Origin of the sequence: Streptomyces sp. E11-3 (assembly GCF_046540415.1) — a bacterium.
GTDB lineage: Bacteria > Actinomycetota > Actinomycetes > Streptomycetales > Streptomycetaceae > Streptomyces.
Window position 1 is genome coordinate 1,751,548 of the sequence record NZ_JAZGRL010000002.1, and the last position, 12,794, is coordinate 1,764,341.

Below are 12,794 nucleotides of genomic sequence, written 5' to 3' on the forward strand. Positions count from 1 at the left end.
GTACAGCGCAAGACGCAGACCTGTCACAGTGACCGGCGCGCACCCCTCCTGAACAGCGCAAACCCCAGACGCCCGAGGAAGACCACCGGCCCTTCGACGTCGTCAGCCATAGCTGGATCGCGGGCCTGCGGCGCGTCGGTGAGAGCAATCCGGCCGACCTGAGTGCCAGGGGCGGGGCCAGGGTGTAGCATCCCGGCTCCGAACAGGCGCCTCACCGCCACCACACCAGTCGCGCGAGACCGCGGCGCGGCCGCGGGAGGGGCTGGAATTCCTCGCTCTCCTTCGCCCACGGGTCGATTCTCCGGGCCTTGTACTCGGCGCGGGAGCAGAGTGCAGACACGGCCCAGGTGCGGCGGCCGAAGGTGACGGCGGGCCCGCCGATGCCGTACGGCCGCTCGGTGCGGCTGTAGGTGTAGCCGATTGCGAACCAGATGCCGGGGGTCTTCGTGGTCCAGGTGCCAGCCGTCCATCGGCCGAAGTCGACGAACCTGGCGGCCTCGCGCTTCACCGGGCCGCCCCTACAATCGCGGCGCACACACCATCCGGGGTGAGTCGGCACACCCGCCCGTCCGCGTACTGGACCTCGACGTCGTCCGGGACCTGAGGGCGCCGAACCTTCCACCCGGCCTCGTACGACTCCCGCGGATGGTCCTCGAACCAGCCGTTGCACGGCTCACACGCCAGCAGCAGGTTGTGCGCCTGGTTGATCCAGGGCTCCCGCGCCCCGCCCATGCCCCGGTTCACGCGGTGGTGGACCGTCAGCCGGTGCAGGGAGCCGCAGCGCACGCAGCGGCCGCCGTCGCGCTGATAGACGAGGTCCTTCACAGTGTCGGTGGGGCCGGTGCGTCGTCGGGCCACAGGGGTCTCCGTCCTGCCCTGCCGCCGGACCACGATGCGGCCGCGAGGGGCGCGGCGAGGCGAGGACGGGACCGTGCAGGACGGAAACGGCTAACGTCTCGTTCTCAGGCAGCGGTTGCCTCTCCCCTGTACCCAAGGGTCAGCCGCCCGGCGAGATGAACGCACAGCGCAGTGTGTCGAGTCCGCCCTGGAGTCCTATCGCGGATACCGGCCGCAGGGTGCGGGGCGATGATTCCGGATCGGACGCTTGCCGATGCCAGGCCCGACTTGGGTTAGCGATTCTGCCGATCTGCGGAGAGGCGCTCCTGAGCAGGGCGTCACCGGAGGCAACGGCTTTGGCGTCGCAGTCTGAACGCTCCCGAAGGAGCGCGGGCCCTCCGCGGCAACGGAGGGCCCGAGAGCACTGACTCATCCGGGTCGTGGAGCAAGTCAGGCGGCAGCCCTGCGAGAGGACTCCGAGTTCTATTGGCACCTACCCAGATCGAGATCGCAAGGGGGCTTGGCGTGAATGTTTACAACACCCCTCCGCGCCTAGCTAAGTGCTTCTGCCCGGCTCCAAGATGGCCGCGGGTGTCTGAATCAGCGTCGGCAAACGCTCAGTGCACTCATCCGGGTCATGCAAGCAGCCACGCGGGAGTGATCTTGAGCAAGTCGGCATTCTGGCAACGCGTCGTCCTGATCCTGTTGATCGCCATCGTTGTCTTCGCGCTCATCGTGGCCGGGTGTGCGCCTCAGGTGGCGGTCGGCATCGCCGCGGCGATCGTGCTGATTGCCCGTGACGTGTGGAATCCGGCACCGTCGTGGACAGAGCCGGGCGACAGCGATACCAGCCCCAAGGCGGGTGCATCGTGAGGTTCAACAGGCCCGTTAAGAGCGGTCTCCCCGAGGAGCGGCGGAGGCTCGCTGAGACCCTGCGGGAGGGTGCGCAAGACTGCGGCTTGACCGCTGACCAAATCGCTAAGCGAGCGCACGCCTCTAAAGGTGCCATCTCGCAGGCGATGAGCGGCACACGAGTGCCGAGTAAGAGCTTGTTCCGAAGCATCGTGAAGGCGATCGGCCATGACCCTTTCAGTCCGCAATGGGTCGCTCTTTACCTGGCTGCTCTGGCGGCCGTGCTGGCGTGGATCACTCTCCTGACAACAACTGACTCGCTGCACGCCGGTACCCAGCCAGAGCCTCCGGCCATGCCCTCTCCTACCGTGCGCCTCATCGAGATCAAAGAGGGCGCGAAACTCTACACGGAGCCCACCGGCAACAGGCGGGCCGACAAAGCGACCGAGCAGGACTGGTCGGATCAAAACGTGGACCCCCGCGACATGTGCATTGTGGACGCCGGAGATGCGCCTCCTGCGGTACGTCGCTTCGGTGTCCACCCCTACTCCGTTGGGGCGTGGGTGTTGTACGTCGACGAGAAGGACTTGGTCATCCCACCCATGACCCCGTTCAGCTTCTGCGCCCCGCCGCGGCGGGGCGCAGCACGCTGAGTCGAGTAGTGACTCGGGCATGGGCGTGGTCTCCAAGTCGTGTGGTGCACTCGATGACCGGGCTCTGCACACCACGGAATAGGCGGGAACTAGCGAGTCAGGAGCGAGGCGAGGTGGACCAAGTGGTCGATGCCGACGCCGTGCAGCTCGGCGCTCACGGGTGTGGTGTCGCGGACGCAAGTGATCGGGCCGGCGGGCGGGGCGACGTAGCCGAACGGGCCAGTCGCTGTGCCGAAGGTGAGCCCGCCATCGTCGAGCTGGTCGACCTCGGTGTACTGCACCAGGTGCGCAGCCACGCGGCGGCCCAGGCGGGTGCCGATGGAGCGCATCGGGAACCGGGGGCTTTGGTCGGCAGGTTCGGGCAGGAACATCGGCAGCACCCGTTCCACGGCAGCGACCGGACCGGTGACGGATAGGTCGCAAACGGGGTTCGCGCCGACGAGCGTCACCGCGTACTGCACCTCCGCGCTGCCCCAAGCCACAACGTGGCTGTTCGGCTGGATGCCGACGTGGTTGAGCGTCGCCGCGCCGTGGGCGCGCACCGCGCTGCCGATCAGGTTCAGGTGCCGCAGCCGGGCGTGCTCAGCCTCGGCGGGCCGGTGCGCATACGTGACAGCGGCGGCATCGTCCAGGCGCGGCAGGACGATCCGCAGGGTCTCGCGGACCACGGGCTCCGGGGCCATCCGGTCGAGGGTCAGGTCAGGCTTGTACGGCTCGCGGTCGTCCAGTTGCCACGCGATGTCGGTGTGCCACGGGTGCGCGGCGAGGATGAGGGCGCCGGGCCGTCCGGTCTGGGTGAGGCGGGCGGCGGGGCGGGTCGTCCACCACGCCTGGTACGGGGCGGCAGTCCAGGCGTTGCCGTCGCGGTGCGGAAGCTGCTCGGCGACGCGGTGAGCGAGCGCCGGTGTGCCGGTTGTGGAGGCGGTGGCAGTGGCCATCGGGAGGGGGTTCCTTCGGGTCGGTCCGGCGGTTGCTCTGCGCCGGGAGTTGAGCGGGCTGGAGGGGTTTGTGTCTCCAGCCCGCTGTGAGGTCGGGTGCTACTCGGCGAGCGTCCGGCGCGCGGCTTGCTGGTCAGAGCGGCGGATCGCGGCCAGGCTGTCGGCGCGCAGACGTGCCCGACGCTGGACTTCCGCTATCTCTGCGGCCTGGCGCTCCGCGTGCTCGGCGTGCGCCCATTCGCGATACACCTGCCAGGCGTGGGCTGCGTCTTCAGCGTCATCGCCGTACGCCAGGTCCCACAGCTCGTTGCCCCGTCGCAGTGTGCGAACAGTGTCGGGCGTGTACGGGCGCACGTCGGCGATGGTTATTCCGTCCGCGCCGTGGTGAATGATCACGATCCACAGGCAGGACATGTCAGTGCCAGCGGGCAGGGCAGGGCAGTCGATCGCCTTGTGCGCCTGCTCAGTACCACCGTGGGCGGCGCAGCCGGTGAGGGATTCCGGGGCCTCTCTCGGCCGCGCCGCACGCTGCGCGGGGGCAGATGCAGGAGTCGTCCGGACGGCTGCTGTCCAGGGTGTGGGAGTGGCGGGCGAGGAGGTTCACGGCAGGGGTCCGTTCCTGAGTGAAGGGGGTGGGTTGCAGGCTGTGGCCTCCTGGGGCGCCGCGTGGCACCCCAGGAGGCGGGGCTCACCAGAGGTCGATGATCGTGTTGGCGACACGGGCAGCAGTGATGTCGAGTCCCTCAGCAGCAGTCGCGTTGGCCGGGAACTGAGTCGGCGCGCAGCTGGACTCCAGGCGGACGTAGAGGCGCCCGCTTTCGTCGACTCCGACGGTGAACTCGTCGGCGTCCGGGGCGCTGATCCTGCCGGTGACGCTCCAGCAGCCGGATTCGGCGGACCAGTCGTCTCCGAGGCGATTCGCGGCGACGCGCGCGATGTCGAAGATCGTGAATGAGCACACGTTGCCGGAGGACGGGGCGTTTCCGGGACGGGTCGCGGTCATTGCGTGCGGAGTGCTGGCGTCGAAGTTGGTGACCTGGGTGTGGCTTACGTCCAAGGATGAGACGTCGGACATGGCGGAGGGCCTTTCGGTTTGGGTCGGGTGGGGCCGGTTGCTCTCCGGCCCCGAGGGGCCCCGGCCGGTGGCCGGGGCGTGGTGGAGGGGGTGTCAGTCGGTTGTGGTGTGGCGGCTGAGTACGAGGTCGGCGACGCGCGTGGCGAGGGTGTCGAGCCCGTCGGCGGCGGACGCATCCGTCATGTACGTGCGGTTCCCGTCGCGCGCGTCGTCGCAGAGGTAGAGGTCCCCGTCGCCGTCGACGGCGAGCATGTATCCCTGGCGTGCGCCGTGCTCCTCGATGTAGGCGCCGACGCCCCAGGGCAGGGACTCGGCGTGCCAGGTGGGGCCGAGGAGTTGTACGGCGGCGCGGCCGATGTCGGAGACGCTGAACGGGTACTCGGTGCCCGGCTCGGGCGTGTAGCGGCCGTGGTCGTCATGCGGCAGGAACCTCGTGTGCGCCTTCTCGAACGCCACGATCGCGTCCCCGGTGATCGCGCAGGCGGCCCGGCGGACGGGGCGTCCGAACATGAGTGGGGCGTCTACGGCCTTGCCCACCATGTCGATGGCTTCGGTGAGCTGCTGCGCCGCGTCCTTCCAGACGCGGGTGTGTTCGGCGCGGGCTGCCGCGTGGGCCTGCATCGGGATGAGCTGCTGGAGCAGCATGTCGGCGGTGTAGCGGCGGCGGGGGAAGATGGTGAAGACGCTGTACGCGGCGCGGGCCTCGGGGGCGAGCGGGGTGATCGTGCTGCTCATGGGTCGTGCCCTACTTTCGGGTCTGGGCCGGTTGCTCTCCGGCCCGAAGGGGTGGGGCGCACCGGGGTGGTGCGCCCCGACGGGGCGAGGGGGTCAGCTCGGGCTGGTTCGGATGGCGGGGCACTCGTAGCCCCAGCAGTCGCAGACCATGACGTCACTCCAGGTCTGGANTCGGTGTGTCTCCGGGAGGTGTGAGGGGCCGGGGGCTCGGCGGGCGCCCCCGGCAGGCGAGGGGGAGGTCAGGCGGCGAGTGCGGCGCGGATGGCCTTGTACTCCGGCTTGCGGGGCTTGTAGGCGGCGACGATCTGGGCGACCTGTTCGGCGGTGTAGCGGTAGACGGTGACGGCGTGGCGGGCGCGGCCGTTGATGGTGCGGCGGATTCGGGCGGCGCGGCCCTGGATGCCTGCTTTGCGGGCCTGGGTGCGCAGTGCTGCGGCGGCGCCGGTGACGACGTTGAGGGGGGCGCCGGTGGCGATGATGTGGGTGGTGAGTGAGCGGGGGCCGGTGCGGACGCGGCGGGCGGCGGTGGTGGCGGCGCGGCGGGCGCGGGAGGCTTCGCGGTTGGTGCGGGCCCGGTCGCGGATGATGGCGGCGGCGCGGCGGAAGTTGGTGGAAGCCATGGGGGTCACCTTTCGGTTCGGGTCTTGTCGGCGGTTGCTCTCCACCAACACCAAGAATAGTACAGCATGCGTTGCTCTGGGTCCAGTTCGACCTGGGTCAACGCGCTGAGCGCGGGTATCACTTGAGGCTTTCCCGGAAAGCGCACACTCGACCAGGTCCCCTGTCGGCCGATGCGACGCATGCTGTACTTATGTTGCGAATCTAGAAGAGGGTGTCGGGCTGCGGCTCATCGACCGCCGTCCGACGGGGTGCGGCCTGTCGGGCAGGCTGCTCCTCGTCGCCGAACAGGGCGGCAGTGCCGTACTCGTCCGGTGTGGCCAGCACTCTGGCCCCGGCGCGCGCCACACGCTTGTCGATCAGGGCGAGCGGCGCCGACTCGTCGAAGTCGCCGCGCCCCATCCGCCTCCAGTCCTGCGCCATCAGCCCTCCGCCTGCCCCAGGTCGACGGTGACCTTCCCGCGTCCGTCGTCTGCCTCCAGCTCCGGCGCCTGGATGCCGGTGTCGGCGTAGCTCCTGAGCTGTGCGTACGCGAGGCGGGCCGCCCCAATCGGGCTGTCTGCCTGGAAGTCGGCGGTCCAGGTCACGGTGAAGGTGCGCACGGGCTGCGCGGCGTTCGCGACTGCCTCCCTTGCGGCGGCCACGACGTTGGCGGGGATCACGGCAATCGGCCGGTTGCGCACCACAAGCACGCACGGCTCGTAGTCGTCGTATTCCTCGGCGGGTGACAGGCAGATGAACCGCCAGCCGACATCCACGACGCGGCTGTGGTCGGCGAGTGTCCAGTCGTCCACCTCGTTGCACGCCTCGCACCCCTTGCACGGGCAGTCCTTCAAGGCGTGCGGGTTGGCGAAGTACGGGGCGGGGATGTGCCAAGTTCGGCGGACGCCGGTCTCGTCGGAGAGCTCGGCGATCACGAGGTCACCGGCCTTCACCTCGTGGGCGCGGACGGCCACAGCCTGGTCGAGGGTCAGTCCGTACGACAAGGGCGGAAAGTCGGCGCCGGTCGGCCGGTCGGTGAGCGGGAGGGGTTCGCGGCTGTCGGAGAGTGTCAGGGTGCGCATCGCGGGGCCTTCCGGGTCAGGCGGGGAGCTGGCGGGCGGGGATGACGACAAGGAGTTCGTCGGCGTTGTTGAGCTGGCACACCGGGTCGAGCCCTTCGCGCTGCCACACGGCGAGCACAATCGGGTCGGTCAGGTAGGTGTACGGGTCCGCGCGGTGCTGACGGCACAACTCACACGGGCACGCGGGGTCGACGGGGCGCGGCCGGGCGGCGTACGGGATGCAGCCGTACGGCAGGTAGCTGACTCCAGCGGGGTGGTTCGCATCCTGGCCGTAGACCTCCCCGAGTACGACGTCCCCGTGCTGTACGCGGTCAGCGCGCACGATGCGCACGGTGGCCGGGTCGAAGTCGTACGGGTGGCTGTCGGCGGGGCGGACTGTGAGGCGCACCGGGCGGCTGGTGGGGTCGAGCTCGAAGAAGACGGATCGGGGCATGGCGGAGTCCTCGGGGCAGGGGGCCGGGGCGCGACGAGCGCCCCGAGCCTGGGCCGGAAGTGGAGGGGAAGTCAGCGGGCCGTAGGCGTCGCGGGGGCGACCTGCTCGATGGACCAGGAGCCGTCCTCGAAGAACACGACCGGGAAGCTGTCGTCCCCCCACGTCATCGCGTAGTCGTCGTTCGCCTCAGCGAGGACTTTGCGGCAGGGGTCTGAGCCCTTGCCGCACTGGGTGGCGACGTGCTCGCCAATCGCATCCGCCGCGCGCTCCAAGGCGGTATTCACGACGTCTGAGGTGTCCGCCCCCGATGTCGGGGTGCTCGCGGTAGGCGAGTCGACCGTGATGGCGTTCGGCGTCGGGGCCGGCGCGTGGGACTTCTCGGCTGTGCAGGAGGTGAGGAGCAGAATCGCGGCGGAAGCCGCACCGGCGAACACAGCGCGACGAAGGCGGCGCAGCGTGGGCATGGGAGTCCCTTTCGGTTCGGGTCTATTGGCCCGGTCGCTCTCCGGGCCGGTGGTGCGGTTGGAACGCTACACACACTTCTCACAAAAGTACAGCTTCCGTCGCTGCTGCGATCCACCTCCCATGCAAGTGCTGCATAGACGCGTCCCTGCGTCCGACTTCTCAAGTTGACGACTAATGCTGTACTATTCAGGTGTTGGTGGAACACACCGCCGCACCGCCCGGAGAGCAACCGGGCTGACCCAAACCGAAAGGGCACAGCCATGCCTGTCACGCTCGACAAGACCCCCCGCGCCTTCACCGTCCTCATGCAGGAAGGCGCCGTTCTCGGAGTGCTCCGCACCCCCGCAACCGAAGAAGAGCGCGACATGCTCTGGTTCGACGCCTACTGGGGGGACTGCCTTGACGTCCGCGAGGTGACCGCCGTCGACCGCTACACCGCCCACATCACGGCACTCTCCGACCACCGCGAAGCGGCCATCACGGACTATGCCGAGCGCATCGGCGTGCACGAGGACACCGCTCGCACCATCTACCGAGACTGCCGCACCTGGGCACGCGTCCTCGGAGCTGAAGGCCGTGCCTACTGGCACTCCGTCAACGTGGCGACCCTCGCGCCTCTCAAGGACTTCGCGCTCACTGAAGTCATGCGCGAGCACGGCGAACTCTGACTCGACCGCGCCGTCCACTCCCCCAGTGGGCGGCGCGCGCCCCACCCCCACAGCCAGCACTCCCGAGAACCTAAGGACCCCATGCCCGCGCAGCCCTTCACCATCAGCTCCCGCGCCCATCTGAACCGCTACGACGACGGCCACGGCGGCGGACAAGCCGACCACGTACGCACCATCAACGGCCGCCTGTTCTACTTCGAGCGATTCTGGAACGCCGAGGGCTACGCAGCGATCCGCGTCCGCGCCCTCGTGCCCAACCCCGCGCCCGGTAACGCCGAAGGCTGGGAAACCATCCACGAGCTCACCACCTACTAGGCCGCTCGTCGCTTCTGTCACGCCCGCCTCAACTTCGTGAAGTAGCGCACCCCAACGCGTGCGCGCGCGTAGGGGCCGCTCGAAACCGCCCAATACTCCGTCGCCAGAGAGAGCCAGGCCATGTCTGCCCACCGCCACCCCGACGACGTGATCCTCTGCCGCCTCTGCAAGGTTCCGCAGGACGAACACCGTGACGCCAGCCATCGCTTCGCCATGTACGTGAGCCCGCCGAGGAACTGGCGTATCAGCGTCTCGTGGGAGCGGCAGATCGGTTCCGGCGCCTACCGGTTCGACCTCATACCGGCCCGGAACAGGCCTTCCAAGAACGGTGGCGAGCTGATTGTCACCCGGACGGGGAAGCACGCGGCCGCCAAAGTGGTGCACCGGTTCCGTGTGCGTTCGACGGTCGACTACCGGGCGCTGCTGGCCCAGACGGGGCAAGTGCGCGACCACTGACCGCACCGCCTCAGCCCGAGGAGCGGAGCGTCGCTCCTCGGGCCCCTCTCCTCTCATATTCTCCCTTGGAAGGACTCTGCTCTGATGACCGTTCCGACTGCCGCCGCCGACCTGACCGTGGCACAGGTGACCGTCACGCTCGACCGGTGGGACCGGCCCGTCCTCGTGCTGCCCGACGACATCGCCGCACGGCTGGGCGCCTCTTCCCGCATGGACGTGAAGGACTACGGCTACTGCCACTTCGAGTCCCGCGAGTTCGACGCTGACACGTACGAGACGCGCGCGATCCGGACGCTGTTCGAGGCTGTTCTTGCCGTACATCCCGACGAGCAGGGCCTTGGTCAGTACGAGCGGTTCGGTACCGGCTACTTCTACGGATGGATCGTCGGTGTCTCCGGGTGGGACATGGACGCGCGCACCTGGAAGGACTACGAGACCACCAAGCATCTGCATGTGGACGGCATCCACCTGCACCATGACGGGCGCAGCCACTTCGGTTCGTGACTGCCCTCGCACCTGGCCTATCTGGCAGCTCCGTCGAAGAGCCCGCTCTGCGCGGCGCACGCCCCTAACTGGGGCGTGGATCTCCCTGTGCGCCGCCAGTGACCACGCCCTGGATTTCTTGCTGTGTGCGGGGCTCACCCCCGTCGGCCTGCTCACAGGCCAGGCTGCGGAGATGGGTGTAGCTCTCCCTCGGTGAGATCGTCGGAGGTGTAGCCGGCAATCCGATTAGCAGACTCAGTCTCAGGGGTGCGCCATTTCGGGGTGGCAAATCTTGCGCCATACATCCTGGCGCTCCTGCGCCTTGTCGGAGATGGCGAAGAGCTTCTTCAGGGGGACTTTCCGTTCCAGGGCGGTGACGTAGGCGTTGAGCGTGTGGATGTGGTTGTAGGTCGCCTGTTTGAGCTCTCCTTCGGCGGCGGCGTCGTTGGCCTTCCAGAGTTCCTTCACGTAGGTGCGTTCCACCTGTGCCGCGCGGCTGTCGGAGAGGCTGATGGTGACCATGTTCCGGAGGTGGTTATTCCACGCCTGGTCGGCCTTTGCGCATGCCTCGTCCTGCCTTCGGTCCTTTGCCTGGCTGTCGGTCTCTACCGCGCGCCGCAGGTCGTCCAGGCCGCCGATGCCGAGGAAGGCGAGCAGCGCCAGAGCGGACGCGGCGGTGCCCAGCCATATCCCGGCTCTCTCCTCTTTACGCATGCTCCCACGCCTCCCGTGTGGTCCGGCCCCGAGGGGCAGCATCGTAGGACCGGGGCGGGCCGGTGGGNCAGGCCGCCGATGCCGAGGAAGGCGAGCAGCGCCAGAGCGGACGCGGCGGTGCCCAGCCATATCCCGGCTCTCTCCTCTTTACGCATGCTCCCACGCCTCCCGTGTGGTCCGGCCCCGAGGGGCAGCATCGTAGGACCGGGGCGGGCCGGTGGGGAGGGGGCCAGCTTGGGGCGCGGCTAGTGACCGACTCGGCTTGGCTCTGTTCACGAGCACCACCAGCATTTGTTCACCGGTTTGAGCAGCGTCCGCGGTCGGCTGCGATTCGAACAGTGAAGGATTCTGGGCAACGCCGAGGCAGCCGATTACGGCTGAGGGCCCTGGGGGCGTTGAGGCACTTCACGCTGTGGCGGCGGGCGGCCCAGACACCGTCGTCGAGTGCCAGTGCGCTGGCTGACCCCATGCGCCCCTGCCGCCTCACGCGGCAGGGGGCCTTCGCTGCGGCCCGTGCGCGCCCGGACGCGGCGAGCCGAACGACCACTGCGCGGGCCGTCTAATGCTGGACGTGGCAGGGGGCTTACTTAGACGCCTGGGGCGCCCACCACCCACACCAACGCATGCTGTACTATTTCAAGTGTTGGCGGAGAGCAACCGCCGACGCAGACCCGAACCGAAAGGGACTCTCGTGCAGTCCGTCGCACTCTTCGACGTGCCCGCGTCTACGGTGGCCACCCCCACGCTACCGGCGGGCCCCGTCGACCCCGGCCGCACCTACCTCCAGTACGGAGAGGCCGACCGCTGGAGCTACCTGGGCACCCACCAGCCGTCATGGCTGGAGCGGCCCGAGTTCGGCGGCAGCATGGCCGTGCCGCTGTGCGTCTCGCACCGCCGCCTCACCGGTCGCCGTCGTCTCCCGCGCGCCGTCACATCGTGGATGCTGGACTCCGGCGGGTTCACGGAGCTGAGCCTGTACGGCCAGTGGACCGTGCCCCCGGCCCAGTACGCCGCCGCCGTCCGCCGCTACGCCGACGAGGTGGGCGAACTGGAGCGAGCGGCGATCCAGGACTGGATGTGCGAACCGCAGATCCTCGCCAAGACGGGTCAGACGGTTTACGACCACCAGTGCCGCACGGTTGCCTCCTACCTCAACCTGATGTGGCACGACGACGAACTCCCGTGGATGCCCGTCCTCCAGGGCTGGACTCTGGACGACTACCTCCGGTGCGTCGACATGTACGCATCCGCAGGGGTCGACCTCACTCTTGAGCCGCTGGTCGGTCTCGGCTCCGTATGCCGACGGCAGTCGACCAAGGAAGCCGTCCGGATCGTGGAGACGCTGTACGGGCTCGGTATCCGCCTGCACGGCTTCGGCTTCAAGGCGACGGGCCTGCGCGAGGTCCACCACCTGCTCTACAGCTCCGACTCCCTCGCCTGGAGCTTCAACGCGCGGCACCACGCCCCGCTGCCTGGCTGCACCCACAAGACGTGCTCCAACTGCCCCCGGTACGCACTCGCGTGGCGAAACCGGCTTCTGGCCTCCCTGCCCGACTGGCAACAGGACAGCGCCGTCTCCCTGCTCAACCTCGCGGCCTGACCGCGCGCCGTGGACACCGTGCGAGTCCTCGGCGTCTCTCCTCCACTCCCAGCTCCCGAAGGGCCCAGCGCCATGCCTGCGCCGTACCTGTCCGCCTACCTGACCAACACCCCGCGCAACCGCGAAAGCCTCACCGCCGCCTGGCTGCGAATGCTCGAACTCGGCTACGCCACGCGCACCGCGCCTGTCCCCGAGCCGGAGGGCTGCACACGCACCCGGTGCGCCGGAGCCCACGAGGGCTACCCCGGCAGCGAGCACCGATGGGCCCTGCGCTGCCTGCTGTGCACCGTCGACATCGAGGTCTTCTACAGCCACATGCGGGAGCGCAAAGGCGCCAACCCGGCACCTCCCCGCCGCCACAAGGGCTGCAAGTTCTCCGGGCCCCATCGCGCGAAGGCGCGCGCCGCCCGCTACATCGAAATCGGCCGCGCCGTCCCCGCCTGGGACACCGACGCCCGCGCCGTACTCGCACGCTGACCACCGCTAGCCGGGCGCGACGCAGACCGCCGTGCCCCGGCACCCTCCCGCCACTTCACCACCACATCGCGAGGTAGTCATGACCACCACTCCCAACGTCACCGTCAAGGACTCCGGCCAGCTCGCCAAGGGCAACATCGTGCTCACTCACGGAATGCGAGTCCGGCTCGACCAGCTCACCATCCGCAAGGACTCCGGGCACGCCGTTTACGCCTGGTCCGGGACCGTCCTGAACCTCGACGAGGTCCGCGAAGAGGGGCACGTTCCCATGTCCTGGCTGCGGACCTGGAAGGGCTTGGTCGTCGACCGCGAGAACGCGTGGACCATCCAGGGCAACGGCTTTGCGAACTGGCTCGTCGAGAACCCCTCGTAGCGATTCCTGCTGGGGGCGCGAGCACCGCGCCCCCAGCC

The 12,794-nt window shown here is 68.9% G+C and carries 21 protein-coding genes; 9 read left to right on the forward strand and 12 right to left on the reverse strand.

Annotated elements, in window-relative coordinates:
• Positions 1-211: 211 nt before the first annotated feature.
• Both U9R90_RS26980 and U9R90_RS26985 read right to left on the reverse strand, forming a co-directional pair.
• Positions 212-508 carry a hypothetical protein gene (locus U9R90_RS26980; protein WP_411059276.1) on the reverse strand — a complete coding sequence of 99 codons (297 nt, stop codon included), beginning with the start codon at positions 506-508 and terminating at the stop codon, positions 212-214.
• Complete coding sequence (locus tag U9R90_RS26985) at positions 505-858, reverse strand: HNH endonuclease (protein ID WP_411059277.1); 354 nt, start codon at positions 856-858, stop codon at positions 505-507. Before U9R90_RS26985 ends, U9R90_RS26980 begins: the two co-directional genes overlap by 4 nt.
• Before the next feature lie 642 nt (positions 859-1,500).
• On the opposite strand from U9R90_RS26985, the gene U9R90_RS26990 reads away from it, so the two are divergent.
• Positions 1,501-1,710, forward strand: a complete 210-nt coding sequence (locus U9R90_RS26990; protein ID WP_411059278.1) for a hypothetical protein — start codon at positions 1,501-1,503, stop codon at positions 1,708-1,710.
• Positions 1,707-2,342 carry a helix-turn-helix domain-containing protein gene (locus U9R90_RS26995; RefSeq protein WP_411059279.1) on the forward strand — a complete coding sequence of 212 codons (636 nt, stop codon included), beginning with the start codon at positions 1,707-1,709 and terminating at the stop codon, positions 2,340-2,342. Before U9R90_RS26990 ends, U9R90_RS26995 begins: the two co-directional genes overlap by 4 nt.
• Positions 2,343-2,431: 89 nt before the next feature.
• Here the strand turns inward: U9R90_RS26995 and U9R90_RS27000 are convergent, their stop codons facing one another.
• The 9 genes from U9R90_RS27000 to U9R90_RS27040 form a co-directional block, all read right to left on the reverse strand.
• Positions 2,432-3,280 (reverse strand): hypothetical protein, encoded by an 849-nt coding sequence (locus tag U9R90_RS27000; RefSeq protein WP_411059280.1) that lies wholly within the window; start codon positions 3,278-3,280, stop codon positions 2,432-2,434.
• Between the two features lie 99 nt (positions 3,281-3,379).
• The gene (locus U9R90_RS27005) at positions 3,380-3,676 is read right to left on the reverse strand and encodes a hypothetical protein (RefSeq protein ID WP_411059281.1); all 297 of its coding nucleotides are present in this window, start codon (positions 3,674-3,676) and stop codon (positions 3,380-3,382) included.
• A 292-nt stretch (positions 3,677-3,968) separates the two neighbouring features.
• Positions 3,969-4,355, reverse strand: coding sequence for a hypothetical protein (locus U9R90_RS27010; protein WP_411059282.1), 387 nt, complete (start codon positions 4,353-4,355; stop codon positions 3,969-3,971).
• A gap of 93 nt (positions 4,356-4,448) precedes the next feature.
• Entirely contained in the window at positions 4,449-5,090 is a 642-nt protein-coding gene (locus U9R90_RS27015; RefSeq protein WP_411059283.1) for a hypothetical protein, read from the reverse strand.
• A gap of 239 nt (positions 5,091-5,329) precedes the next feature.
• Positions 5,330-5,710 (reverse strand): hypothetical protein, encoded by a 381-nt coding sequence (locus U9R90_RS27020; protein ID WP_411059284.1) that lies wholly within the window; start codon positions 5,708-5,710, stop codon positions 5,330-5,332.
• Between the two features lie 202 nt (positions 5,711-5,912).
• Complete coding sequence (locus U9R90_RS27025) at positions 5,913-6,131, reverse strand: hypothetical protein (RefSeq protein ID WP_411059285.1); 219 nt, start codon at positions 6,129-6,131, stop codon at positions 5,913-5,915.
• Positions 6,131-6,772, reverse strand: coding sequence for a hypothetical protein (locus U9R90_RS27030; protein WP_411059286.1), 642 nt, complete (start codon positions 6,770-6,772; stop codon positions 6,131-6,133). The genes U9R90_RS27025 and U9R90_RS27030 overlap by 1 nt, the downstream gene beginning before the upstream one ends.
• A 16-nt stretch (positions 6,773-6,788) precedes the next feature.
• On the reverse strand, positions 6,789-7,205 hold the full coding sequence (locus U9R90_RS27035) for a hypothetical protein (RefSeq protein WP_411059287.1): 417 nt from the start codon (positions 7,203-7,205) through the stop codon (positions 6,789-6,791).
• Between the two features lie 71 nt (positions 7,206-7,276).
• Positions 7,277-7,669 carry a hypothetical protein gene (locus tag U9R90_RS27040; RefSeq protein WP_411059288.1) on the reverse strand — a complete coding sequence of 131 codons (393 nt, stop codon included), beginning with the start codon at positions 7,667-7,669 and terminating at the stop codon, positions 7,277-7,279.
• Positions 7,670-7,930: 261 nt separating this feature from the next.
• Between U9R90_RS27040 and U9R90_RS27045 the strand changes: the two genes are divergently transcribed.
• The 4 genes from U9R90_RS27045 (at position 7,931) to U9R90_RS27060 (ending at position 9,613) form a co-directional block, all read left to right on the forward strand.
• Positions 7,931-8,338, forward strand: a complete 408-nt coding sequence (locus U9R90_RS27045; RefSeq protein ID WP_411059289.1) for a hypothetical protein — start codon at positions 7,931-7,933, stop codon at positions 8,336-8,338.
• Between the two features lie 81 nt (positions 8,339-8,419).
• Positions 8,420-8,653 carry a hypothetical protein gene (locus U9R90_RS27050; protein ID WP_411059290.1) on the forward strand — a complete coding sequence of 78 codons (234 nt, stop codon included), beginning with the start codon at positions 8,420-8,422 and terminating at the stop codon, positions 8,651-8,653.
• Positions 8,654-8,773: 120 nt separating this feature from the next.
• Entirely contained in the window at positions 8,774-9,109 is a 336-nt protein-coding gene (locus U9R90_RS27055; RefSeq protein WP_411059291.1) for a hypothetical protein, read from the forward strand.
• Between the two features lie 84 nt (positions 9,110-9,193).
• Positions 9,194-9,613: a hypothetical protein gene (locus U9R90_RS27060; protein WP_411059292.1), complete on the forward strand. Its 420-nt coding sequence runs from the start codon at positions 9,194-9,196 to the stop codon at positions 9,611-9,613.
• A gap of 240 nt (positions 9,614-9,853) precedes the next feature.
• On the opposite strand, the gene U9R90_RS27065 is transcribed toward U9R90_RS27060, so the two are convergent.
• The gene (locus U9R90_RS27065) at positions 9,854-10,306 is read right to left on the reverse strand and encodes a hypothetical protein (RefSeq protein ID WP_411059293.1); all 453 of its coding nucleotides are present in this window, start codon (positions 10,304-10,306) and stop codon (positions 9,854-9,856) included.
• 691 nt (positions 10,307-10,997) lie between these two features.
• On the opposite strand from U9R90_RS27065, the gene U9R90_RS27070 reads away from it, so the two are divergent.
• From U9R90_RS27070 to U9R90_RS27080, 3 genes are all read left to right on the forward strand, one after another.
• Positions 10,998-11,906 (forward strand): hypothetical protein, encoded by a 909-nt coding sequence (locus tag U9R90_RS27070; RefSeq protein WP_411059294.1) that lies wholly within the window; start codon positions 10,998-11,000, stop codon positions 11,904-11,906.
• Between the two features lie 72 nt (positions 11,907-11,978).
• Positions 11,979-12,383 (forward strand): hypothetical protein, encoded by a 405-nt coding sequence (locus U9R90_RS27075; RefSeq protein ID WP_411059295.1) that lies wholly within the window; start codon positions 11,979-11,981, stop codon positions 12,381-12,383.
• A 79-nt stretch (positions 12,384-12,462) separates the two neighbouring features.
• Positions 12,463-12,756: a hypothetical protein gene (locus U9R90_RS27080; RefSeq protein ID WP_411059296.1), complete on the forward strand. Its 294-nt coding sequence runs from the start codon at positions 12,463-12,465 to the stop codon at positions 12,754-12,756.
• Positions 12,757-12,794 lie beyond the last annotated feature (38 nt).